Annotated in this window: 23 protein-coding genes and 1 riboswitch; of the genes, 15 read left to right on the top strand and 8 right to left on the bottom strand. The window is 72.5% G+C overall.

All coding sequences use genetic code 11. The features are described from left to right. Positions 1-13: 13 nt before the first annotated feature. Complete coding sequence (locus tag ACFZB9_RS31035) at positions 14-1,474, top strand: PLP-dependent aminotransferase family protein (protein ID WP_391452694.1); 1,461 nt, start codon at positions 14-16, stop codon at positions 1,472-1,474. A 175-nt stretch (positions 1,475-1,649) separates the two neighbouring features. On the opposite strand, the gene ACFZB9_RS31040 is transcribed toward ACFZB9_RS31035, so the two are convergent. Then, positions 1,650-1,976, bottom strand: coding sequence for a tetratricopeptide repeat protein (locus ACFZB9_RS31040; RefSeq protein ID WP_391452695.1), 327 nt, complete (start codon positions 1,974-1,976; stop codon positions 1,650-1,652). Positions 1,977-2,250: 274 nt separating this feature from the next. Between ACFZB9_RS31040 and ACFZB9_RS31045 the strand changes: the two genes are divergently transcribed. Further along, on the top strand, positions 2,251-2,829 hold the full coding sequence (locus ACFZB9_RS31045) for a DUF4865 family protein (protein WP_391452696.1): 579 nt from the start codon (positions 2,251-2,253) through the stop codon (positions 2,827-2,829). Positions 2,830-2,988: 159 nt separating this feature from the next. Further along, on the top strand, positions 2,989-3,966 hold the full coding sequence (locus tag ACFZB9_RS31050; RefSeq protein WP_391452698.1) for a phosphotriesterase: 978 nt from the start codon (positions 2,989-2,991) through the stop codon (positions 3,964-3,966). A gap of 18 nt (positions 3,967-3,984) precedes the next feature. Here the strand turns inward: ACFZB9_RS31050 and ACFZB9_RS31055 are convergent, their stop codons facing one another. After that, positions 3,985-4,749: an SDR family NAD(P)-dependent oxidoreductase gene (locus ACFZB9_RS31055; protein WP_391452700.1), complete on the bottom strand. Its 765-nt coding sequence runs from the start codon at positions 4,747-4,749 to the stop codon at positions 3,985-3,987. 139 nt (positions 4,750-4,888) lie between these two features. On the opposite strand from ACFZB9_RS31055, the gene ACFZB9_RS31060 reads away from it, so the two are divergent. Beyond that, positions 4,889-5,647 (top strand): TetR family transcriptional regulator, encoded by a 759-nt coding sequence (locus ACFZB9_RS31060; protein WP_391452702.1) that lies wholly within the window; start codon positions 4,889-4,891, stop codon positions 5,645-5,647. Between the two features lie 107 nt (positions 5,648-5,754). Here ACFZB9_RS31060 and ACFZB9_RS31065 read toward each other — a convergent pair whose 3' ends face one another. Beyond that, the gene (locus tag ACFZB9_RS31065) at positions 5,755-6,090 is read right to left on the bottom strand and encodes a MoaF N-terminal domain-containing protein (RefSeq protein ID WP_391452704.1); all 336 of its coding nucleotides are present in this window, start codon (positions 6,088-6,090) and stop codon (positions 5,755-5,757) included. A gap of 191 nt (positions 6,091-6,281) precedes the next feature. Here ACFZB9_RS31065 and ACFZB9_RS31070 point away from each other — a divergent pair, with 191 nt between their 5' ends. The 3 genes from ACFZB9_RS31070 to ACFZB9_RS31080 all read left to right on the top strand — a co-directional run bounded on the left by ACFZB9_RS31070 (position 6,282) and on the right by ACFZB9_RS31080 (position 8,513). Continuing rightward, on the top strand, positions 6,282-6,476 hold the full coding sequence (locus tag ACFZB9_RS31070) for a DUF1059 domain-containing protein (protein ID WP_391452706.1): 195 nt from the start codon (positions 6,282-6,284) through the stop codon (positions 6,474-6,476). A 105-nt stretch (positions 6,477-6,581) separates the two neighbouring features. Beyond that, on the top strand, positions 6,582-7,640 hold the full coding sequence (locus ACFZB9_RS31075; protein ID WP_391452708.1) for a class I SAM-dependent methyltransferase: 1,059 nt from the start codon (positions 6,582-6,584) through the stop codon (positions 7,638-7,640). Between the two features lie 147 nt (positions 7,641-7,787). Beyond that, on the top strand, positions 7,788-8,513 hold the full coding sequence (locus tag ACFZB9_RS31080; RefSeq protein WP_391452710.1) for a response regulator transcription factor: 726 nt from the start codon (positions 7,788-7,790) through the stop codon (positions 8,511-8,513). Positions 8,514-8,603: 90 nt separating this feature from the next. Here ACFZB9_RS31080 and ACFZB9_RS31085 read toward each other — a convergent pair whose 3' ends face one another. Beyond that, complete coding sequence (locus ACFZB9_RS31085) at positions 8,604-8,996, bottom strand: ribonuclease domain-containing protein (RefSeq protein WP_391452712.1); 393 nt, start codon at positions 8,994-8,996, stop codon at positions 8,604-8,606. A 245-nt stretch (positions 8,997-9,241) separates the two neighbouring features. Then, a riboswitch (cyclic di-AMP (ydaO/yuaA leader) is annotated at positions 9,242-9,431 on the top strand. A 3-nt stretch (positions 9,432-9,434) separates the two neighbouring features. Here ACFZB9_RS31085 and ACFZB9_RS31090 point away from each other — a divergent pair. Continuing rightward, positions 9,435-10,655, top strand: a complete 1,221-nt coding sequence (locus ACFZB9_RS31090; protein ID WP_391452714.1) for a hypothetical protein — start codon at positions 9,435-9,437, stop codon at positions 10,653-10,655. Between the two features lie 29 nt (positions 10,656-10,684). On the opposite strand, the gene ACFZB9_RS31095 is transcribed toward ACFZB9_RS31090, so the two are convergent. Continuing rightward, the gene (locus tag ACFZB9_RS31095; protein WP_391452716.1) at positions 10,685-12,217 is read right to left on the bottom strand and encodes an MFS transporter; all 1,533 of its coding nucleotides are present in this window, start codon (positions 12,215-12,217) and stop codon (positions 10,685-10,687) included. A gap of 208 nt (positions 12,218-12,425) precedes the next feature. Between ACFZB9_RS31095 and ACFZB9_RS31100 the strand changes: the two genes are divergently transcribed. After that, complete coding sequence (locus ACFZB9_RS31100; protein WP_391452718.1) at positions 12,426-13,979, top strand: MFS transporter; 1,554 nt, start codon at positions 12,426-12,428, stop codon at positions 13,977-13,979. Positions 13,980-13,994: 15 nt separating this feature from the next. Here the strand turns inward: ACFZB9_RS31100 and ACFZB9_RS31105 are convergent, their stop codons facing one another. After that, positions 13,995-14,792 carry an IclR family transcriptional regulator gene (locus tag ACFZB9_RS31105; protein WP_391452720.1) on the bottom strand — a complete coding sequence of 266 codons (798 nt, stop codon included), beginning with the start codon at positions 14,790-14,792 and terminating at the stop codon, positions 13,995-13,997. A gap of 193 nt (positions 14,793-14,985) precedes the next feature. On the opposite strand from ACFZB9_RS31105, the gene aceB reads away from it, so the two are divergent. Together aceB and ACFZB9_RS31115 are read left to right on the top strand one after the other, a co-directional pair. Further along, positions 14,986-16,662, top strand: coding sequence for a malate synthase A (gene aceB / locus ACFZB9_RS31110; protein ID WP_391452722.1), 1,677 nt, complete (start codon positions 14,986-14,988; stop codon positions 16,660-16,662). 90 nt (positions 16,663-16,752) lie between these two features. After that, on the top strand, positions 16,753-17,133 hold the full coding sequence (locus tag ACFZB9_RS31115; RefSeq protein WP_391452724.1) for a gamma-glutamylcyclotransferase: 381 nt from the start codon (positions 16,753-16,755) through the stop codon (positions 17,131-17,133). A gap of 61 nt (positions 17,134-17,194) precedes the next feature. Here ACFZB9_RS31115 and ACFZB9_RS31120 read toward each other — a convergent pair whose 3' ends face one another. Next, on the bottom strand, positions 17,195-17,740 hold the full coding sequence (locus ACFZB9_RS31120) for a flavoprotein (protein ID WP_391452726.1): 546 nt from the start codon (positions 17,738-17,740) through the stop codon (positions 17,195-17,197). Positions 17,741-17,869: 129 nt separating this feature from the next. On the opposite strand from ACFZB9_RS31120, the gene ACFZB9_RS31125 reads away from it, so the two are divergent. From ACFZB9_RS31125 to gcl, 4 genes are all read left to right on the top strand, one after another. Further along, positions 17,870-18,502, top strand: a complete 633-nt coding sequence (locus tag ACFZB9_RS31125) for an HAD family hydrolase (RefSeq protein WP_391452728.1) — start codon at positions 17,870-17,872, stop codon at positions 18,500-18,502. Positions 18,503-18,826: 324 nt separating this feature from the next. Further along, the gene (locus ACFZB9_RS31130) at positions 18,827-19,300 is read left to right on the top strand and encodes a hypothetical protein (RefSeq protein ID WP_391452730.1); all 474 of its coding nucleotides are present in this window, start codon (positions 18,827-18,829) and stop codon (positions 19,298-19,300) included. A gap of 27 nt (positions 19,301-19,327) precedes the next feature. Continuing rightward, positions 19,328-19,714 (top strand): hypothetical protein, encoded by a 387-nt coding sequence (locus tag ACFZB9_RS31135; RefSeq protein ID WP_391452732.1) that lies wholly within the window; start codon positions 19,328-19,330, stop codon positions 19,712-19,714. Positions 19,715-19,827: 113 nt separating this feature from the next. Beyond that, positions 19,828-21,615 (top strand): glyoxylate carboligase, encoded by a 1,788-nt coding sequence (gene gcl / locus ACFZB9_RS31140; RefSeq protein WP_391452734.1) that lies wholly within the window; start codon positions 19,828-19,830, stop codon positions 21,613-21,615. Between the two features lie 82 nt (positions 21,616-21,697). Here gcl and ACFZB9_RS31145 read toward each other — a convergent pair whose 3' ends face one another. Beyond that, positions 21,698-23,341, bottom strand: coding sequence for an MFS transporter (locus ACFZB9_RS31145; protein WP_391452736.1), 1,644 nt, complete (start codon positions 23,339-23,341; stop codon positions 21,698-21,700). Positions 23,342-23,377 lie beyond the last annotated feature (36 nt).

Consider the following 23,377-nt stretch of genomic DNA (forward strand, 5'->3'; position numbering starts at 1 on the left):
GGTGCCCGAACCGATGCCCCCAGCCACCCCACGGCGTGACCGGCCGCCCGGCCTCGACCTGCTGATCGAACTGGTCGAGACCGGCCCTCCCGGCGCCCGGGGCACCCGCCGCCGGGCCGTCGAGGAGGCGCTGCGCACCGCGATCCGCCAGGGCCGGCTCGCGCCCGGTGTCCGGCTGCCCGCGACCCGGCACCTGGCGGAGCAACTCGGCCTCTCCCGGGGGACGGTGAGCCAGGCCTACGAGCAGCTGATCGCCGAAGGCTGGCTCACCGCCCGCACCAAGGCGGGCACCCGGGTCGCCGAGGACGCCGGGCCCCAACCGCGGCCGTCCGGGATCGCGCCGACCGCCGCCCCCGGACTCCGCCACGATCTGAGCCCGGGCCGCCCCGACGTCTCCGCCTTCCCCCGCGTCGCCTGGTCCCGCGCGCTGCGCCGGGCGATCCACGAGGCGCCCGCCGAGGCGTTCGGCTACGGCGACCCGCGCGGCCGGATCGAACTGCGCACCGCGCTGGCCGGCTACCTCGGGCGGGTGCGCGGTGTCCGGGTCGCCCCGGAGCACCTGGTGATCTGCTCCGGTTTCGCCCAGGCGCTCGGCCTGCTCGCCGCCGTCTTCGCCGAGACGGGCGTGCCGGCCCTGGCCATGGAGAACCCCGGGATGCCCGAGCACCGGGCCGCCGCAGCGGCCCGGCTGCCCGTGCTGGACCTCGCGGTCGACGACCAGGGCCTGCGGGTCGACGCGCTGGCCGGCAGCGCCGCGCGGGCGGTGCTCTGCACCCCGGCCCACCAGTTCCCGCTCGGCGTCAGCCTCTCGCCGGCCCGCCGGGCGGCGCTGCTGGCCTGGGCCGAGGAGTGCCGGGGCTGGATCGTGGAGGACGACTACGACGGGGAGTTCCGCTACGACCGCCGCCCGGTGGGCGCCCTGCAGGGCCGCCGCCCGGACCGGGTGGTCTACGCGGGATCGGTCAGCAAGTCGCTCGGGCCTGCGGTGCGGCTGGGCTGGATCGCCTGCCCGCCACCGCTGTTGGAGCCGCTGATGGCGGCCAAGCGGCTGGCGGACCGTCAGACGCCCACGCTGGAGCAGCTGGCCCTGGCCGACCTGCTCGACTCCGGGGCCTTCGACCACCACGTGCGGACCATGCGCACGAGCTATCGGCGCCGGCGCGACGCGCTGGCCGGGGCCGTCGCCGAGCGGCTGCCGCACGCCCGGCTGACCGGCATCGCGGCCGGCCTGCACGCGATCCTGCAACTGCCCCTGCCGGCGGACCTGGACGAGCGGGAGATCGCCGCCGCGCTGCGCCGGGGTTCGGTGCTGGCCCGCCCGCTCAGCGAGTACCTGCACGGTCAGGACCCGGCCGAGACGCCGCCCGCCCTGGTGGTCGGCTACGCGACGCCGGCCGCGCACGCCTACCCGGCGGCCCTGGACGCCCTGGTCGGCGCGCTGCAGGGTCTGTGCGGACGAAGCCGACGGCTCTGACGGCCCTGACGGCTGTGACGGCCCGGACGGCTGTGACGGCTCGGGCCGGACCGGCCCGGGGTGCTCACCGCACAGGGAGCCGCCCGCCCGCGTGGGGGTGCGGGCGGGCGGCGGTCCGGTGGGGAGGGGCGGCTCAGGCGTAGGCGTAGGCGTAGACCTCGGTCATCGCGGCAGCTCAGGCGTAGGCGTCGGTCATCGCGGCGGCCAGCCGCAGGTGCGGGCGGGCCTCGTCGGCGCGGCCCTGGCGCTCCAGGGTGCGGCCGAGCATCAGCTGGGCGTAGCTCTCGGTCGGGTCCTGCTCCAGGATCCGGCGCAGTTCGGCGGCCGCCTTGGTGAGCTGGGCCGAGTGGTAGTAGCTGCGGGCCAGCAGCAGCCGGGTGGCCAGATGGCCGGGCTCGGCGGCGATCAGCGGCTCCAGAATGAGGGCCGCGTCGGCATACGCCTTGGAATCGAAGAACAACTGGGCCCGCGCGTACTCCGCCGAGGGGGAGAAGGCAGTCACGGGGCGCTCCTTTCTTCAGGTGAGTCGTCTGACGGGACTCCGGCCGGAACTTCCGGTGTGCACAGAACAACGCATGAAGATTCAACTATTCCGGGGCAACTATCCCGTGTCTGCATGTCCCTGTCCAGTCTTTTGTTCATTAATGAGTGGCGACTGTACCTACTAGTATGTACATTACGTCCTGCGGGAGATCACGGAACGACGGATCCGCACGTCGAGCCACGTCCGCCCGCCCGATAACGGTCGTACCCGCATAACGGACAGGGGAGCCACGATGCATGCGATGCAGTACGAGATCACGTTGCCGGCCGACTACGACATGGACATCATTCGCCGCCGGGTCGCGGAGCGCGGCCACCTGCTGGACGACTTCCCGGACTTGGCGGTGAAGGCCTATCTGGTGCGCGAGCGCGGGCAGGCGGACTCGCCGGTGAATCAGTACGCGCCCTTCTACCTTTGGCGGGCCGCGCGGGGGATGAACCGCTTTCTCTGGGGCCCCGGTTTTCAGGGGCTGAGCCAGGACTTCGGCCGGCCGCGGGTCCGCTCCTGGCTGGGCCTGGCGGTCGAGGACGGTCCGGCCCGGGCGGCCGGGGCGGTCGCCGCCACCCGCTTGCTGGAGCCGCTCGCGCCCGACGCGGACCCGGCCGCCGAGATCGAGCGGGCCCGCGCCGCGCTGCCGGCCGGCCTGGCGGGCGTGCACACCACCGCGCTGGCCGTCGACCCGGACCGCTGGGAGCTGCTCACCTTCACCCTCTGGAGCGAGCCGCCGGGCCCGGGGTACGGCGAGCGCTACCAGGTGCTGCACCTCAGCCGCCCCGAGCTGGCCGATCTGCCGCGCGGGCAGCAGTGGTGACGGTCCGTCAGATCTTCTCCGGCCCCCGTGCCGGGACCCGACCACGTCTGGAGACTTCCCCGTGACGAACACCGAGACCACCGCCCTGGCCGACCGGTTGGCCCCCGCCGTCCTCGGCCGCGAGGCCGGCTACCGCCTGCTGGACCAGGAGGTGGGCGCATGAGCGCCGGAGCGGCCGGTACGGCGGGGGCCGGTACGGCGGCGGACGGCGGCACGGCGAAGATCCGTACCGTCCTCGGCGATCTGGACCCGGCCGAGTTGGGCGTCTGCGACGCGCACGACCACCTCTTCTTCCGCAGCGCCCGGCTGCCGGGGCAGGAGCTGGACGATCCGGCGGCCGCCGCGGCCGAGCTGGCGGCCTTCCGTGCGGCGGGCGGCCGGGCGGTGATCCAGTGGACGCCGCACGGACTGGGCCGCCGGGCCGACCAGTTGGTGCGGCTGGCCGTCGAGGGCGGGGTGCACCTGGTCACGGCCACCGGGCTGCACCAGGCGGCGCACTACGATCAGCTGCCACCGCCGGACACCCTCGCCGAGCTCTTCGTCGCCGAACTGACCGAGGGCATCACCGGCCCGGGCGCCGATCCGGCCGGCCCTGCTCCCCGGGCCGGCCTGATCAAGGTGGCCGGCGGCTACCACGGCCTGGACGAGCACGCCCGCCGCACCATGACCGCGGCCGCCGCCGCGCACCACGCCACCGGTGCCCCGATCGCGGTCCACCACGAACTGGGCACCGGCGCGACCGAGGTGCTGGACCTGCTCTGCGAGCGCCTCGGCGTGCCGCCGTCCAGCGTGGTGCTCGGCCACCTCAACCGCTTCCCGGACCCGCTGCTGCACCGGGACCTCGCGGCCACCGGCGCCTATCTGGCCTTCGACGGCCCGTCCCGGGTCAATCACGCCACCGACTGGCGGCTGTTGGCGACGCTGGCCGAGCTGGCCCGGGCCGGGCACGGCGACCGGCTGCTGCTGGGCGGCGACACCGTGGTCGCCACCGCCCGCTCCACGGCCGACGGCCCGGGCATGCCGTTCCTGCTGACCGGTCTGCGCCCGCGGCTGCTGCGCGAGCTGGGGGAGGAGCAGACCGGGCTGATCTTCCGCGACAACCCGGCCCGCGCCTTCGCGGCCCGCTGGCGGGGGTGAGCCGAAGCCCCCCGCGTGTTACATGTGGGTACCGCCGTCGATCCGGATCTCGGTGCCGGTGACGAACGCGCCGTCCTCGCTCGCCAGCATCGCGATCACCCCGGCCACCGTCTCCGGGCCCGCGAAGCCGGCGCCGAGGGCGGGTGCGAGCTTGGCCAGCAGGCCGAAGTCGGCGTCCGCGGGCAGGCCGGGATTGTTGGTCATGCCGCTGTCGATGCTGCCCGGCGCCACGCAGACCGCGCGCAGCCCCTGCCTGCTGTACTCCTGCGCGATCGCGTGCGTGAAGGACTGGATGCCGCCCTTGGTCGCGGCATAGGCGGCCATGTACGGGTGGGCGAAACTCGCCGAGGTGGAGCTGAAGTTGACCACCACGCCGGAGTCCGAGGCGAGCAGCGCGGGCAGCGCCTCGCGGGTCATCAGGAAGGTCCCGGTCAGGTTGACCCTCAGCAGGGTGTTCCAGAACTCCAGGCTGGTCTCGTGGGTGTGCGAGGAGCGCAGGATGCCGGCGGCGTTCACCAGGACGTCCAGCCCGCCCAGGGTCCGCACGGCGGCGGCTACCCCGGCGCGGACCGACTCCTCGTCGGAGATGTCCAGGACGGCGGTGGTCAGCCGTTCGGCGGCGCCCTCGGTGGCGGCCCGCTCGGCCGTCTCGCGCAGGCCCGCCTCGTTGACGTCCACCGCGACGACGTGGGCGTCCTCGGCGAGCAGGCGGTGGGCGGTGGCCCGGCCGATGCCGGAGCCGGCGCCGGTGATCAGGACGCGACGGTCGGTGAAGCGCTGCATGGGGTGCTCCGATCTCAGGGCTGTTCAGGTGCGTGCGGCCGCTGCCCGCGGCCACGTGAGTCACGGTACGCCTGAGTGGCACGTTGTGCCACTTCGCTAGTTCATGCCAGATGGGCCGGGTGTGGCGTAGCGTGGAGGCATGACCGACCGACCCGCCCCGACCGACCGACCCGCCCCGACCGGGCAGGCAGCGCAGGCCGAGCAGGCAGCGCCGGCCGACCGGCCCTCGCTCAACGACCGCCGCCGGGCCGCCACCCAGCTGGAGATCGCCACCACGGCCGCCGCCTTCTTCGCCGAACGCGGCGCCGAGGCGACCAGCGCCGAGGAGATCGCGCGGGCCTCGGGCGTCGCGCTGCGCACCTTCTACCGGTACTTCCGGACCAAGGAGGAGGCCGTCGCCCCGCTGCTCGCGGCCGGCGGGCAGCGCTGGCTGGCGTTGATCGCCGCCGCGCCGGTGGGGCTCGCGGTGCCCGAGGTGCTGGAACGGGCGGCGGTGGAGGCGCTCACGCCGGTCGACGAGCGGGCCGCCGACGCGCTGCGCTGGACGCGCGCGCTGCTCACCGACCCGGGACTGCGCCGGGTCTGGCAGGCGGTGCACCAGGACTCCGAGGACGCGCTGGTCCCGATCCTGGCCGAACGCTGCGGCGCGGGGGCCGACCCGCTGGAGGTGCGGCTGGCGGCCGCCGCCGCCACGGCCGCGATCCGGGTCGCGCTGGAGAGCTGGGCGGCCGAGGAGCCGGCCGACGGCACGGCCCCGGCCGACGGCGCGGCGCCGACCGAGGGCCCGGGTGCGCCGGGGCCGCTGGCCGCGCGCTGCCTGCGCGAACTCACGGCCGGGCTGCGGCTCTGGGGCGAACGGCCTGACGCGGCGTCCGCCGAGGCTGCTTCAGCCCCCTGACGGCGACCGGCCCCTGACAGCGACCGGCCCGCACAGCGACCGGCCCGCACAGCGACCGGCCCCGCCGGACGTTCCGACGGGGCCGGTTCAGCTGTGGTGCCGCGGGGTCAGGCCAGCGGCTCCAGCGTGCCGGTGTGCAGCTCGCCGACCCGGCCGCCCTCGCCCTCGTAGGTCCAGAACGCCCGCACCGTCATCGTCACCAGGTCCATCACATGGCTGACCGTGAGGCCGCTGCGCTCGGTCCAGCTGACGAAGTAGATCTCGGGGGCGACCAGCGCGACGTGCAGCGGCACGTCCTCCCACTGGCCCGCCGACTCGCCCAGACCCTCCCAGCGCAGCCGCTTGCCGTCGGCCGAGTAGGCGTTGCGGAAGGCGGCGCCGTTGTCGACCTGGAAGAGGTACGTCCGGCCGGCGAAGCCGGGCAGGGCAGCGGTCTCGGTCATGCTGGTGGAGGTCCTCGTCTGTGATCCGGGGAGCTTGGCCGGGGCATTTGGTGCGCTCCCAACGCTATCCGACCCGCGGCGCGGAGGGACAATGGTTCCGCGACACGCCCCGTGCCTCTGTCCGCCGGTCCTCCGGCCAGCGGGTGGCCGGCCGCCGGGTGGGGGCACCGTGGCCGGTCGGGAGGCCGATCATGCGCAAGGTCGTCGACTGCCGGGAGTACCCGAGCGAAATGCACTGCACGCTGGCCATCTCCGGTGAGGAGGAGGAAGTGGTCCGGGCCGCCGCCGAACACGCGGTCTCGGTCCACGGCCACGACGACTCCAGGGAACTGCGGGACCAGATCCGCGCCACGCTCAAGGACGAACTGATCCTCCAGCACACCTGAAGCACCGCCGAAGCATCCCCGCCCCGGGCGGTACGGAGAATCCCGTATGGCCCGGGGCGGGGGTGCTCTGCTGGAGTGAGGGGGAGTGCCGAGGAGGTGGCCGCGATGGCGGTCGACGAGGACAAGGTGATGGAGTTCCTGGGCCGGGTGGTGACCGACGGTGCCGCCGCGATGGCCGGACTGTGCACCTCACTGGGCGACCGGCTGGGCCTGTACACCGCGATGGCCGGTGCCGGGCCGCTGACCGTGGCCCAGCTGGCCGAACGCACCGGCCTGCACGAGCGCTACCTGCGCGAGTGGCTGGCCGCGCAGGTGGCCGGCGAGTACGTGGAGTACGACCCGGCGACCGACGGCTACCTGCTGCCCGACGAGCACGCCGCCGTGCTGGCCGACCCCGGCGCGCCCACCTACGCGGCCGGCTTCTTCACCATGATGCAGGCGCTCTACGGCACCGAGGACGTGCTGATGGAGGCGTTTCGGACGGGGCACGGGGTGGGCTGGGAGGAGCACGGCGAAGCGCTCTTCGCCGGTACCGCCAAGTTCTTCCGCCCGGGCTACGCGGGCGCCCTGGTCCCCGAATGGATCCCCGCGATGAACGGCACCGAGCGCAAGCTGGCGGCCGGCGCCGAGGTCGCCGACGTGGGCTGCGGCTACGGCTGGTCCACCATGCTGATGGCCAAGGCCTACCCGGCCTCGCACTTCCACGGCTTCGACTTCCACGGCCCCTCGATCGAGGCGGCCGGCGAGCTGGCCAAGGAGCAGGGACTGGCCGACCGGGTCAGCTTCGAGGTGGCCGGCGCCCAGGACTTCCCCGGTGACGGCTACGACCTGATCACCTTCTTCGACTGCCTGCACGACATGGGCGACCCCGGCAGCGCGCTGCACCACGCCGAGCAGGCGCTGGCCCCCGACGGCGCCTGCATGATCGTCGAACCGAACGCCTCGGCCGACGTCCGGGAGAACGCCAATCCGATCGGCCGCGCCGTGGTCTCCGCCTCGGTGGCCATCTGCCTGCCCTCCGCGCTGGCCCAGCACGGGCCGCAGGCGATGGGCAACCACGCCGGTGAGGACGCGATGCGCCACCTCGCCGACGACGCCGGACTGCACCACTGGAAGCTGGCCGCCGAGAGCCCGCTCAACCGCGTCTACGCCGCCAGCCGGTAGGCCGGTAGCCGCCAGCCGGTAACCGGTAACCGCAGGGCGGCCCCTGTCACTTCTCTCCCATGATCGCCTCGTTGGGCGGGCGGTCCGCAGCCGGGTTTGTCGGGACCCGGCTTGACCCGGCCTCCCCGGTGGGCGCACGCTCGATGCGTGACTCCGTCCGGGGAGGCCGGCTTGCGGCGGATCTGCGCCGTGATCGACCTGCTGATCGACGCCGTCGACGAGGAGACCCTGCTGCCGGCGCTGTTTCCGGTGCTGCTCCGCGCCGTGCCGGGGGACACCCTCACCTGGTCCACCCGCACCCCCGCCGGGCGCCATCCGGTCACCCTGCCGCAGCAGCTGTTCAGTCCGCAGGCGCTGGCCGCGTTCTTCCGCGACGCCCCCGAGGACCCGCTCTTCAGGCACACCAACGGCGGCAGCGGCGTCCCCATGCGCCGCAGCGACCTGCAGTCCCGGACCGAGTACCACCGGCTCGGCACCTACGGCGAGGCGCTGGGCCCGGTCGGCGCGGAGTACCAGCTGGCGATGGCCTTCCCGGCCGGCTGGACGAGCGCCGGGCGGCGCACGGTGGCGCTGATCGTCAACCGGTCCGGCAGCGACTTCCCGGATGCCGACCTGGAGTCGGCCACCCTGCTGCGGGCCCGCCTCACCCACGGCCTGGAGCGGCTGGCGCCGCCGCGGGTGCCGGTCGCCGACCTCACCGCGCGCGAGGCAGCCGTGCTGGACCTGCTCGCGGACGGCCTGACGGACCAGCAGATCGGTCGTCGCCTCGCGGTCTCCGCCCGCACCGTGGACAAGCACCTGGAACACGCCTACGCCAAGCTGCGGGTGCACAACCGGGTGGCGGCCGCGGCCGCCTGGCGCGCCGCCGGCTGACAGACGGCCTGGGCCCCGGCTGTCGCGCCGGGGCCCAGGCCGTGTCGGGGCCATTTCAGGGCCGCTTCAGGGCCGCTGCGGGGCCGCTTTTCAGCAGCTGAAGTCGACCAGCGAGAAGGACGCGTAGTGGTCGGAGGTGTAGTAGTCCGACCCGTCCTCACCGGTGATGATTCTGCGGGTGCCACGGGTGGGGGCACCCGGAGTGACGACCGTGTACTCGTGGTAGTAGCCGTACGACTCGCTGGGCAGCACGCCCTCGCGGTTCTGGAAGGTCTCGCCGTCCTCGGAGTACGGGAACGGGCCGCCCTGGGCGATCAGGTTCAGGGTGTCGTCCGCCTGGCTCGGCAGCGCCGACTGGCAGATGGAGCCGCTGACGTCCGCGTGGGCGTCGGCGGCGAAGACGGCGGTGGGGGCCAGGGTGAGCATGCTCACGGTGACCACGGCGGCGGCACGCGACTTCAACGCGCGTAGAAGTGTCTGCATGGCAAGCAGTCTGGGGCAGCGTCAGGAAGCCTGGGAAGGTGCTGGGAGCGGGCCGGCAGAGTCTTCATGTCCACGTAACTGAGCGGCGGTCCAGGTGATGCGGCGGCGTCGCTTTTGCGAGGGGTGGGGCTCGTGTGACTCGCCTGACATTGATGATGATCACGTCATCTGCCTACCCTGCTGGCGCCCGCCACCCAGCGGCGGGCCCAGCCTCCGGGACCGCCGAGTCCTGCCTGCCGGTGGCCGGCCCCAGAGCACCGCACCAGGCAGGAGCGGGGGACCCAGGTAGTGCCGCCGTGCCCCCGCCCGCCTGCGCCCGCAGGCCCAGGAAGCACGCCCGGCTAGGGGTGAAGCCGTCACCTGAGACCGGTGCCGGCCGGGCCATCTTGCGGCCCGAACCCGACAGCTCACCTCGTAGGCGTCGCAAGAGGACTCCCCGTGATACGCACGTCCACCCCGCTGCGCCTCGGCGTCGTCGCCGGAGCGCTCGGCCTGCTCGCGGTGCCCGTGGTCGGTCAGGCCGACGCCTGGGCCCGCACGTCCGCCACCACCGCCGTGCCCCAGGTCACCCAGGACCGGCTGACCCCCACCACGGCCACCGCCGGTGCCTCGACCACCGCCGCGCTCACCGTGCACGCCGCCTCCTGCTTCACCGCGAAGACGGTGGGGGTCGGGGTGCGCGACGCCGCCGGGAACAACCTGGACTTCCCCGGGAACCTCGGCAACCAGCAGATCTGCCCGAGCGGGCTCTCGCTGACCACAGGCGCGCGCAGCTTCCCGGCGGGGACGTACCAGATGTTCGGTTTCTTCCAGGACCAGGCGGGTGCCTGGCACAACCTGACCACCCAGACCCTCACGGTCGCGGCGGCCGGCACGTCCACCCCCGCTCCCGCACCCGCACCCGCACCCGCGCCCACCCCGGCCCCCACCCCGACGCCCGTGCCGTCGCCGTCGCCGAGCACCAGTGGTTCACCGGTCGCCGGCAAGGCGCTGACCTGGTCGGACGAGTTCAACGGCCCGCTGGACTCCACCAAGTGGAACGACAGCACCACCACCGCGTACAAGTACGGCAACCACAACCCGGACGACAACAAGCTCGACTGGCTCGACCCGTCCGACGTCTCGGTGGCGAACGGCGTGGCCACCTTCACCGCCCAGCCCTCCGGTCACACCCTGGAGAACGGCAAGCAGGCGTGGACCACCGGCCTGCTCACCACCGAGGGCACCCAGCAGGGCTTCAAGGTGAAGACCGGTGACTACGCCGAGGCCCGGGTGCAGATGCCCTCCGCGCCGGGTGCCTGGCCCGCGCTGTGGACCTGGTCGAACGGCGGCAGCGAGATCGACTCGTTCGAGTACCACCCGGACAACCCGAACCTGCTGGAGCTGACCAACCACGTCAACCCGGCGCACGACTACCTGACCGACGCCACCGACGTGAAGCCCGGCCAGTGGGTCACCATCGGCACCTACTACGGCGCCAACTCCGTCGACTGGTACGTGAACGGGGTCAAGGTCTACTCGGACAACACCGGGGTCGGGGCCAACTGGTCCGCCAGCCTGATCCTCAACCTGTCGATCAGCGCCGGTCAGTACCACCCCGCCCCGAGCGGCTCCACCCCGATCACCTTCGCGGCGGACTACGTGCGGGTCTACCGCTAGACGCCGGCCTCCTGGCCGTGGACGGCGGCCTAGGCCTCGACGCCGGCCTCCTGGCCGTGGACGGCGGAGAGCGGGGCGGCCAACTCCTCCAGGGAGAGCCGCTCCGCTCGGACGCCGATCGCCGCCTCCACCAGCCCGGCGGCCACCATCAGCGAGGCGCCGATGCAGAAGGCGAGCGTGGTGTCGGCGGGTTTGCCGCTGTTCACCAGGCCGTTGAAGAGCAGCGGGCCGGTGATGCCGCCCAGCGCCGTGCCCACCGCGTAGAAGAACGCGATGCACAGCGCCCGCACCTCCAGCGGGAAGACCTCGCTCACCGTCAGGTAGGCGGCGCTGGCGCCGGCCGAGGCGAAGAACAGCACGCCCACCCAACAGGCCGTCATGGTACTGGCGTTGAGCAGACCCTGCTGGAAGAGCGCGGCCGTGCCGAAGAGCAGCACCCCCGACAGCACATACGTTCCGGCGATCATCGGCTTGCGGCCGACGCTGTCGAAGAGGTGACCGAGCAGCAGCGGGCCGCAGAAGTTCCCCACCGCGATCACGGCGAAGTAGTAGCCGGTGTCGCCCTGCGCGACGTTGAAGTAGGTCGTCAGGATCACGGCGTAGCCGAAGGTGACCGAGTTGTAGAGGAAGGCCTGGCCGACGAAGAGCGACAGGCCCAGTGCGGTGCGCTTGGGATAGCTGCGGAAGACCGTGCGGGCCACCGTGGTGGAGCTGACCGGGCCCTGCTCCCGGACCGTCACCCAGCCCTCGGGGGCCGGCAGCGGCTCGCCGGTCTGCTCGGTGACGGTCCGTTCGATCTCGTCGACCAGTTGCTCCGCCTCCTCGCCCCGCCCGTGGGTGAAGAGCCAGCGCGGGCTCTCCGGCACGTGCCGGCGCACCAGCAGGATCACCAGGCCCAGCGCCACCCCGATCGCGAAGGCCAGCCGCCAGCCGAGGTCGGTGGCGAAGAGCGCGGTGTTCAGCAGCGCGATCGAGGCGAAGGCGCCGATCGCCGCGCCGACCCAGAAGCTGCCGTTGATGATCAGGTCGACCCGCCCGCGCACCCGGGCCGGGATCAGCTCGTCGATGGCCGAGTTGATCGCCGCGTACTCGCCGCCGATGCCGAAGCCGGTGAAGAAGCGGCAGAGGAAGAAGAACCACGCCGTCCAGGAGAACGCGGTGACGGCGGTGGCGGTGAGGTAGACCGCGAGGGTGAGCATGAAGAGCTTCTTGCGTCCGAACCGGTCGGTGAGCCGGCCGAAGAAGAGCGCACCGCAGCAGGCACCCGCCACGTAGACGGCGGCCGCCCAGGTGGTGACCTGGGCGGTGCTGATCGCCAGCCCGCTGCCCTGCTCGGAGAGCCGCCCGGCGACGTTGCCGACGATGGTGACCTCAAGGCCGTCCAGGATCCAGACCGTGCCCAGCCCGATCACGATCCGCCAGTGCCACCGCGACCAGGGCAGTCGGTCGAGCCGGGCGGGGACCTGGGTGCGGATCAGCCGCCCGGGGTCGGTGGTCGGCCCGGCGGGGACTGCTCCATCGCCCCTCCCGGGCCCGGGGTCGGTGGTCGGCTCGTGTGGCATGGCGGGCTCCCTTTCCGGGCCGGCGGGCGTCGGCTCCCCGTCCGTGTCAGGCTTGCGCGCCTACCCCGAGCCCGTGGGCGCGAACCTGCGACCGGCCTCCCGTCGCCCGAACGGATGAAGAGGACGGGCGCTCGGGGGTGCTCCGCGCCCCGGCCGAACGGGTCAACGCCGCTGCCCGGAGCGTGCCGCATGGGCCAGGCTAAGGAGGATGAGCGAGCCCAAGCCGTCCGTCGGCGCGGTCGACGGCGGTTCCCACCCCTCGACGGGCGACCGTGCCGAGCTGCGCCGCCGCTGGCAGGCGCTGGCCGTCTGCCTGCTGGTCGGCTTCATGAGCCTGCTGGACGTGTCGATCGTCAACGTGGCGCTGCCCTCGATCGAGCGCGGCATCCACGCCAGCTCCGCCGACCTGTCCTGGGTGCTCTCCGGCTACGCCCTCACCTTCGGCCTCACGCTGATCCCGGCCGGGGTGCTGGGCGATCTGTGGGGGCGGCGCACCGTCTTCCTGGTCGGGCTCTGCCTGTTCACCGCCGCCTCGGCCGCCTGCGGCCTGGCACCGACCGCCACCGTGCTGGTGCTCGCCCGGCTGGTCCAGGGCGCGGGCGGCGGGCTGCTCGGTCCGCAGATCTCCGGGCTGATCCAGCAGATGTTCACCGGCGCCGTGCGGGCCAGGGCCTTCGGCTACTTCGGCACCACGGTCGGGCTCGCCACCGCGGTGGGGCCGTTGGCGGGCGGTCTGTTGATCAACGCGGCGGGGGAGCAGACGGGGTGGCGCTGGGTGTTCTTCGTCAACCTGCCGATCGGCGTGCTGGCCTTCGCGCTCGCGCTGCGCCTGATCCCGCGCGGCACCGGCACCGGCATCGGCACCGGCATCGGCATCGGCACCGGCATCGCGGGCGGCACGGGTGCGGGCGCCGCCGCGGCAGGTCGCCCGGATCGCCGCATCGACTGGGTCGGGGTAGTGCTGCTCGCGCTGGGCCTGGTGGCGATCCTGCTGCCGCTGGTGCAGGAGCAGCAGTGGCACGGTTCGGCCAAGTGGCTGCTGCTGCCGGTCGGCGCCCTCGTGCTGGCCGGCTTCGTCGGCTGGGAGCGGCGGGTGGCGGCAGGTGGCCGGCGCACCCCGCTGGTGGACCTGTCGCTCTTCGCGATCCGCTGCTACACCTTCGGCGTCACGCTCGGCCTGCTCTACTTCGCCGGCTTCACCACGGTCTTCTTCATCTTCACGCTCTACCTGCAGAGCGGTCTGGGCTACAGCGCGCTGGGGGCGGGCCTGGCGATCACCCCGTTCGCGCTCGGCTCGGCCGTCTCGGCGCTGGTGGGCGGGCGGTGGGTGGCCACGGCCGGGCGCACGGTGATCCTGGTGGGGCTGGTGGCCGTGCTGGTCGGCACGGGCCTGGCCGCGCTCGCCGTCCAGCTGGTGCCCGGGCACGGCGCGGGGTGGGCGACGGCCGCACCGCTGCTGGTGGCCGGCATCGGATCCGGCCTGGTGATCGCGCCCAACCAGAGCCTGGCCCTGGCCGAGGTGCCGGTGGCGCGCGCCGGTACGGCGGGCGGCATCCTGCAGACCGGCCAGCGCCTGGGCAGCTCGCTCGGCATCGCCGTGGTCGGCGCGGTCTTCTTCGGCCGCCTGGGCGCCGGCCACGACTGGGCCGGCGCCTTCAAGCTGGGGTTGCTGGTCGCGCTCGGCTTCGAGGCGGCGGCGCTGCTCTGCGCCCTGGCCGACCGGCATCTTGGCACCAGAAGGCCTCCTGGTAGCGGGAGTTGATGCCGCCTGGGCCGATCAGGGAGCCAGCACCGCGCCCAGCCGCTGGGCGATCTGGCTCATCACCGGGACCAGGGCCGAGCTGCCGCTCTGCTCCTCCAGGGCGCGGATCCGCGCCTCGGGGCCGGAGACGGACAGCGCGGTGGGCGTCGGTGCGCCGGGGACCGCCACCGCGATGCAGCGCACGCCGATCTCCTGCTCCTGGTCGTCCACCACGTAGCCGGCCTCGCGGGCGGCGGCCAGCTGCGCGAACAGGGCCTCGGGGTCGGTGACGGTGAACTCGGTGTGCGCGGGCAGCGGCCGGGTGCCGAGCACGGCGCGTGCCTCGGCCTCGGGCAGCTGGGCGAGCAGGGCCTTGCCCACGCCGGTGCAGTGCGGCTGGACCCGGCGGCCGACCTCGGTGAACATCCGCATCGAGCGGCGGGACTGGACCTGGCCGACGTAGACCACCTCGCCGCCCTCCAGCACGGCCAGGTTGGCGGTCTCGCCGGTGGCCTCCATCAGCTCCGCGAGGTAGGGACGGGCCCAACTGCCCAGCAGCCGGCCGGCCGTCTCGCCGAGCCGGATCAGTCTGGGGCCGAGCGTGTAGCGCCGCGCGGTGTCCTGGCGGACATATCCCTGCTGTGCGAGGGTACGAACCAGCCGGTGGATGGTGGGCATCGGCAGGCCCGAGGTGGTGGACAGCTCGCTGAGGGTGGCGACGCCGTTCGAGTCGGCGAGCGCCTCCAGGAGTTGGAAGGCGCGTTCGACGGACTGCACGCTCCCTGCGGAGGAGCGCTCGGATCCGGTCGAGGCTTGGGCTGGGGTGCTGGCCACCGGCGTTCCCTTTGCTGTCGGGGGAGGAGTAGAGTCCCTGCGATCTACCTCAACAAACCGTTGAAATTCTGTATCGCGGAAACTAGTGTCCACCTTACAGAATCGAACTCGCCAGTAGGTGGGTCGGATCAGATGAGGGAAGCCCCATCGGAGCTCCCTACACAGGTTCTACCGTCCAAGGAGTGTCCTGCCCATGGCTACAGACCAGGGACCCGCCCCCGCCCTCCAGCCGGGGGCGTCCTCAGGTACCGCTGCCGCGCCGCTCGTCACCATCGCGGGGGAGCGTGTCGCCCGGGCGGAGGAGGTGCTCACTCCCGAGGCGGTCGCCTTCGTGGTCGGCCTCCATCGGACCTTCGAGAGCCGCCGGCAGGAGCTGCTCGCCCGCCGCCGCACCCGCCGGGCCGAGATCGCCCGGGCCGGCACCCTCGACTTCCTGCCCGAGACCGCCGGAATCCGCGCCGCGGACTGGCAGGTCGCCCCGGCTCCCCGGGCGCTGCAGGACCGTCGGGTGGAGATCACCGGGCCGACCGACCGCAAGATGGTGGTCAACGCGCTCAACTCCGGGGCCAAGGTCTGGCTGGCCGACTTCGAGGACGCCACCTCGCCCACCTGGCAGTCGGTGGTCACCGGCCAGCTCAACCTGATCGACGCCTACGAGGGCCGGATCGACTTCACCTCGCCCGAGGGCAAGGAGTACCGGCTGCGGCCCGCCGCCGAACTCGCCACCGTGGTGGTCCGCCCGCGCGGCTGGCACCTGGACGAGGCCCACCTGCTGGTGGACGGCACGCCGGTGGCCGGCGCCCTCTTCGACTTCGGCCTCTACTTCTTCCACAACGCCGCGCGGCTGCTGGCCAAGGGCCCCGAAGACCCCAACTCCGGGCCGTACTTCTACCTCCCGAAGACCGAGAGCCACCTGGAGGCGCGGCTCTGGAACGACGTCTTCAGCCACGCGCAGGCCCAGCTCGGCATCGAGCACGGCACCATCCGGGCCACCGTGCTGATCGAGACGATCACCGCCGCCTTCGAGATGGAGGAGATCCTCTACGAGCTGCGCGACCACGCCGCCGGGCTGAACGCGGGCCGCTGGGACTACCTCTTCTCGATCGTCAAGAACTTCCGCGACGCCGGCGAGCACTACATCCTGCCGGATCGCAACAGCGTCGGCATGACCTCGCCGTTCATGGCCGCCTACGCCCGCCTGCTGGTGCAGACCTGCCACCGGCGCGGCGCCCACGCGATCGGCGGGATGGCCGCCTTCATCCCCAGCCGCAAGGACCCCGAGGTCAACGCGGCCGCGCTGGCGAAGGTCAAGGCGGACAAGGACCGGGAGGCCGCAGGCGGCTTCGACGGCTCCTGGGTGGCCCACCCCGACCTGGTCCCGGTGGCCCGCGCCAGCTTCGACGCGGTGCTCGGCGAGCGGCCCCACCAGAAGGAGAACCCCGGCTCCCCGGAGCAGGTGACGGCTGCCGAACTGCTCGACATCGCCGGCGCCGGCGGCTCCTGCACCCAGGCCGGCCTGCAGAACGCGGTCGCCGTCGGCCTGCGCTACTGCGAGGCCTGGCTGCGCGGGCTGGGCGCGGTCGGGATCTTCAACATGATGGAGGACGCGGCCACCGCCGAGATCTCCCGCTCGCAGATCTGGCAGTGGATCCACAACGGCGTGGTGCTCGCCGACACCGGCGAGAAGGCCACCGCCGAGCTGACCCGCCGTCTGGTCGCCGAGGAACTGGGCCGGATCCGGGCCGAGTCGGGCGAGGAGGCGTACGCGGCGGGCCGGTGGGCCCAGGCGCGCGAACTCTTCGAGCAGGTCTCGCTCGCCGAGGACTTCGTCGACTTCCTGACGCTGCCAGGCTACGCACTGCTCGGCTGAGCCCGTACTGCCGTTTCGTACGGTCCGCCGGGGCGAACACTCCCCGGCGGACCATGCGCTCTTCTGAAAGGCCCCTTTCCCATGGTTCGGATGTTCCTCAACGGCCAGGCGATGCGCGGTGGCGAGTTCCACCCGCTGCTGGGCGACGCGCCGTTCCTCGGCGTGGTCCGCACCGCGCCCGGCCACCGCTTCTTCTCCATCCGCGACGTCTGCCCCGGCCTGCTCCCCGACCCGGCGGTGGACACCGCGATCGAGGGCGAACTGTACGAGGTGAGCCTTCCGTTCCTGCGCGACGTGCTGCTCCCGGGCGAGCCGGCCGAGCTGGCGTTCGGCGTGATCAAGCTCGCCGACGGCAGCGCCTGCTTCTCGATGGTGCTCGCCCCCGGCGAACTGGAGCGCGGCGTCCACAAGGAGATCACCGAGTTCGGCGGCTGGCGCGCCTACCTGGCCACCCTGGGCCGCGAGTTCTGACCGGAGCTGAGATCTTGCCGGTGAGCGGCCTCCCGTTGGGCGGCCGCTCACAGCGCTTCGTCTACTCCAGCTGCGTCCTCGACCGCGCCACCGGGCGCAGCAGGTCGAGGACGTGAGTCCAGTTGTACGTGTCGCGGCCCCCGCCGGCCTTGGCCTTGTGCGGGACGTAGTCGCCGATCAGCACACCCATCGACCGGAGCCGTGCCAGGCTCTCCGCGTATGCGGGGTGGGCGGCCTGGGCGGAGTTGACGTAGGGCTGGACGGCCACGGGGATGCCGAGACCGTAGGCCTCGCAGAGGATGCCGAGCGCGAGGGTGTCCGAGATGCCGGCGGCCCACTTGTTGATGGTGTTGAAGGTGGCCGGGGCCACGGCGATCGCGTCGGCCGGGGGCAGCGGCTGGGGGATGCTCGGCGTGCGCCAGGCGGAGCGGATCGGGTAGCCGGTCTGGGCTTCAACGGCTTCCTGGTCGATGAAACCGAGCCCGTTCGGGGTCGCGATCACGCCGACTCCCCAGCCCTCGGCATGGGCAGCGGTGATCAGCTTGCCCACTCCGTCGGCGATGCCCGACGCGCAGACGACGACGTAGAGGAACGGCTCGATCGTCAATGTGCTTCCTCCTCGGACGGCTTGCTGCGCATCCTCCGATGTCGAATCAAACAGCTTGGAGAGGTCCGGGTTCAAGGGCTGAGCGCGGTGCTCACTCGATCCGGCGAGCCCTCCGCTACGCTGCCGGGCATGGCGATCCAGGCGGTGGTGTTCGATGTCGGCGAGACCCTCACCTCCGACACCCGCTACTGGCGGGACTGGGCCACGTGGCTTGGCATTCCGGCGCACACCATGTCGGCGCTGGTCGGCGCCGTACTCGCCCAGGGCCTTGACAACGCGGAAGCCATCCGCATGGTGCGTCCGGGCTGTGACGTCCAGGCGGAGTGGGAGGCGCGGCGTGCTGCCGGTCACGACGAGTTCCTCGACGACACAGACCTGTACCCCGACGTCCGTCCAGTCCTCCAGCAGCTCAAGGACGCGGGCCTGTGGGTGGGAGCCGCGGGCAACCAGAACGTTCGTGCCGGTCAGTGCCTGAGCCGGCTGAGGCTGCCGGTCGACGGGATCGCGACCTCGGCCGAGTGGGGAGTCGCGAAGCCCAGCCACGGATTCTTCCAGCGGATCATCGACTGGGTTCCGGCGGCTCCGGAGGAGATCCTCTACGTCGGCGACCACCCGGCCAACGACGTCACCCCCGCGCTGGCCACCGGCCTGCGGGCCGCGCACCTGCGCCGCGGCCCGATCGGCTACGTCCAGCGGGCGTCGGACGCCACCTGGAGCGTCAACTCCCTCACCGAGCTTGCCGATATCCTCACCACACAGTAAGCGAGGCGCTAGCGTCGCCTCATGCCCAGCTCCCTCATCGCACAGCTTCAGCGAGTTGTTCGCAGCAGCCTCGGCTCCGAGCGGCAGTGCGCGGCCCGACTCCTCACGCGGCGTACCGCATCGCGCCGCAGCACGTTCGGGAGCATGGCCAGGTCCGGGCTGAACTCGCCACCCTGGTCCGGCTCAGCCGCAGCCGAGATGAGCAGCTGATGGCCTATGCCCGATGGGCTCAAGCCATTTGATGCTGCGACACAAGGTGTGTCACTTGGTCGCTATGGGGGCGTCCACCATCGTGGCGTGACCTCAGCATCGAACCTCCGAAGCGTGGCTGGCATCACCGACCCGCGCCACACCGGCCTGTACGTTTCTGCCGCCACCTTACTCACCAGCAGCCGCCTCCACCCCGACCCTGCCGCCCATCTCGCGCACGGCTACGTGGACCTGTGCCTGTCTGCCTGGCCCAGTGCCCGGGGGGCCGAGCTGGACCTCGCGACGCGTTGGGCGCTGTGGACCTGGCTCGCGGATGACCTGCTGGACGACGGACTGAATCGCGCCAGGCGGGACGAAGCCGACGAGCTCTACCGCGATCTCGTAGCCGCTCCCACCGAAGGTGCCCGCTTGATGACCGGTCACCCCCTCGTGCTCGCGCTGGCCGCACTGTCCCATGAAACCAGCGTGATGATGACAGCGCACTGGTGGGCCCGTTACCGGCAGCAACTGCACGTGTGGCTCGGCGCAGCCTTTGACAGCCCCACCGGCTTCACCCGGCCCGAGCGCGTCCCCACGTTGCGCGAGTAGCTCAGTCTGCGCCCCGCCGATGGCGGGATGGTCCTGGCCGCGATGTGGTGCGAGCTGGCCGAGCGGTGCGTGACCCCCGACTGGACGGACCCCCTGGTCCGCTCGCTGGTCGACGCGTTCTCCGCGATCGGGTGCCTCACCAACGACCTCGCCGCCGACCGCACCGACACCTTCACCGCCGTCGGTGCGCTGGCCGCCGCCCAGGGCCTGACGCACCGCAAGGCCACCGTGCAGGTCCGCGCCTTTCTGGAAGCCGAGGAGCGCCGCTTCTGGTGGCTGTGCACGGCGGTTCGCGACGATGACCTCGCCCCCGCTACAGGCCGGTTCGCCCGCTCCCTCGACGACTTCCGCCGGGCGCTGGCCGACTGGACCCGCCAGAGCACCCGCTACGCCGCCACTTCAACGAGTTGTTGAAGTTCTCGGCCGGGAACCCTTGACTCCTGCTCGGGCTGCCGCCTACCGTCATTTTCGCATCCTAAAAGCAATATTCCGCATCATGGAATACGAGCCGACGCAGGAGTCCCCCGATGCCTCGAATGACAGCCGCCCGCGCGGCAGTTGAGATCCTCAAGCGCGAAGGCGTCGAGGTCGCGTTCGGCGTGCCGGGCGCCGCGATCAACCCCTTCTACGCCGCGCTCAAGGCCGGTGGCGGGATCCGGCACACGCTGGCCCGGCACGTCGAGGGCGCCTCGCACATGGCCGAGGGCTACACCCGTACCAAGGCCGGCAACATCGGCGTCTGCATCGGCACTTCGGGGCCGGCCGGCACCGACATGATCACCGGGCTCTACTCGGCGATCGCCGACTCGATCCCGATCCTGTGCATCACCGGGCAGGCCCCGGTCGCCAAGCTGCACACCGAGGACTTCCAGGCCGTCGACATCGCCTCGATCGCCAAGCCGGTCACCAAGGCGGCGACCACCGTCCTGGAGGCCGCGCAGGTCCCCGGCGTCTTCCAGCAGGCCTTCCACCTGATGCGCTCCGGCCGTCCCGGCCCGGTCCTGATCGACCTGCCGATCGACGTCCAGCTGACCGAGATCGAGTTCGACCCGGAGACCTACCAGCCGCTGCCGGTCTACAAGCCGGCTGCCACCCGGGCCCAGATCGAGAAGGCGATCGGCTTCCTGCTGGAGTCCGAGCGGCCGCTGATCGTCGCCGGCGGCGGCATCATCAACGCCGACGCCGCCGACCTGCTGGTCGAGTTCGCCGAGCTGACCGGTACCCCGGTCATCCCCACCCTGATGGGCTGGGGCACCATCGCGGACGACCACGAGCTGAACGCCGGCATGGTCGGCGTGCAGACCGCGCACCGCTACGGCAACGCCAACTTCCTGGCCTCGGACTTCGTCCTGGGCATCGGCAACCGCTGGGCGAACCGCCACACCGGCTACAAGCTGGACGTCTACCGCGGCGAGCGCAAGTTCGTCCACGTGGACATCGAGCCCACCCAGATCGGGCGGATCTTCGCCCCCGACTTCGGCATCGCCTCCGACGCCAAGGCCGCGCTGGAGCTCTTCGTCGAGGTGGCCAAGGAGCTCAAGGCGGCCGGCCGGCTGCCGGACCGCGCCGAGTGGGTCGCCGCCACCCAGGAGCGCAAGGCCACCCTGCAGCGCCGCACCCACTTCGACAACGTGCCGATGAAGCCGCAGCGCGTCTACGAGGAGATGAACAAGGCCTTCGGCCCGCAGACCCGCTACGTCACCACCATCGGCCTGTCCCAGATCGCCGGCGCCCAGCTGCTGCACGTCTACAAGCCGCGCCACTGGATCAACTGCGGCCAGGCCGGCCCGCTCGGCTGGACCATCCCGGCGGCGCTGGGCGTGGCCACCGCCGACCCCGAGACCCCGGTCGTCGCGCTCTCCGGCGACTACGACTTCCAGTTCATGCTGGAGGAGCTGGCGGTCGGTGCCCAGCACCGGATCCCGTACGTCCACGTCCTGGTGAACAACGCCTACCTGGGCCTGATCCGTCAGGCGCAGATCGGCCTGGACATCAACTTCCAGGTCAACCTGGAGTTCGAGAACCTCAACTCCCCGGAGCTGGGCGTCTACGGCGTCGACCACGTCAAGGTCGTCGAGGGCCTGGGCTGCAAGGCGATCCGGGTCACCGACCCGAGCGAGCTGGGCGCCGCCTTCGAGCAGGCCAAGAAGCTCGCCGCCGAGTACCGGGTGCCGGTCGTCGTCGAGGCGATCCTGGAGCGGATCACCAACATCGCGATGAGCCGCACCGCCGACATCAGCGACGTCAGCGAGTTCGAGGAGCTGGCCACCGAGCCCGGCCACGCCCCGACCGCGATCAAGACGCTGAAGGTCTGACCGAAGACGGTGATGCCCCTGCCGGCTTGGGGCCGGCAGGGGCATCACGCTGACCGGGACCGGGCCCGGGTCCGCGACCGGCTCAGCCGGCCTTGGCCAGTTGGCCGGCCGCGCAGGGGTTGCCGCGCAGGAAGGAGTAGCTCGCGGTGATCCGGTAGGTGCCGGGGTTGGGGGCGTAGAGCGTCGTCCACTCGCCCGCGGAGGCCAGGCAGCCGGCCGCCGAGCCGCTGTGGTCGCCCGCGATGCCCAGCCACGGCGACCAGGGCAGCAGCAGGTGCACCCGGCCGGGCACCGGCACCGAGACGGTCAGTTCGGCCGGTCCGGCCTGCTGCACCACGGCCGGCGGCGCGGCCAGCGGCGTCGCGTCGGTGAAGCGGTAGAGGTGCCAGCCGCCCTGCTGCCAGATCGGCTCCAGCCACGGCTGGCCGGCCGAGACCAGCGCCGCCTCCTCCACCGCGGCGTCGTCGGGCTTGTCGCTGGAGAGCGCCACGAAGCCCACGCCCCAGCGCTGCAGCCAGGCGTGGTAGTCGGCGGGGGCCAGCTTGTCGGTGTAGAAGAGCGGGTTGCGGGTGACGTCCGCCTGCCGGTTCCAGCCGCGCGCCAGGTCCACGTACGGGGCGATCCCGCTGGCCTCCCAGTGCGAGGCGAGCGGGACCACCTCCACCCGGCTGCGGTCGGCGCCGACCCGGTGCAGCTCGTTGATCAGCGCGGTGCCGTCCGTGGCCGCCTTGGCCACCGGCACGGTCACCAGCAGGTCGCCCAGGGTGCGCCCGGCCAACCAGCAGGCCACCGCGGCGAAGGCGAGCGCGGTGGCCACCGCCCGGCGTCTGGACTGGCGGGAGTTCAGCAGCACGGCGAGCAGCACGGTGCCGGCGAAGAGCAGGCTGAGCCGCTCCACGTTGCTGCCCACCGGCGAGGGGATCAGCCAGACCAGCACCACCCCGAGCGCGTAGACCAGTGCCCCGCGCCGCACCGCCGTCCAGCCGCCCGGCACCAGGAAGGCCACCGCCAGCGCGGCCGCCACCACCGGCGCCGCCGCCCACCAGTCGAAGGGCTGCACCCCGGAGAAGGGGAAGAGCAGCGTGGTGGCGGCCACCACCACGACCGGCGCGATCGCCAGCGGGTAGCTGTCGCGCCGCCGCGCGGTCAGGAACAGCGCGGCCGCCACCACCTCCAGGAAGAGCCCGACCACCGGGCTGCCCATGGTGGCCAGCGCCGCCAGCGCGAAGAGCGTGGTGCCCCGCAGCCGTGGCCCGCCCCGGCTGAAGGCGACCACGGTGGCCGCCAGCCCGAAGGCCACCCCGATCGCGAAGGTCACCCGTCCCGAGGCGACATCACACCAGAGGGCGAAGGCCATCCACAGCGCGGGCGCCAGCGGCCGGGCCAGCCCGGAGCGGCTGAGCAGCGTGGCGGCCAGCGCGGCCGAGGCGGTGCCGGCCAGCATGCCCGTGGTGCGCACGCCGAGCAGGCCCATCAGGTAGGGCGACAGCACGCTGTAGGAGGCGGGGTGCATCCCGCCGTACCAGGACAGGTTGTAGGCCGAGTCCGGGTGCTGGCGGGTGAACTCGGTCCAGGCGTACTGCGCCGCCAGGTCGCCCGCGTCGTTGGCCAGCGCCAACGCCCAGACCAGGTGCAGCACTCCGGCCAGCAGGGTGGCGGCGAACACCGGGTGGCGCAGCGCGGCGGGCAGGCGGGCAGCGGGGATCGCTGACCCCACGGTGGTCATATGGTCTCTTTCGGCCGTCGAGGAGCGGTGTGCGGT

It is taken from the genome of Kitasatospora sp. NPDC008050 (genome assembly GCF_042957465.1).
GTDB lineage: Bacteria > Actinomycetota > Actinomycetes > Streptomycetales > Streptomycetaceae > Kitasatospora.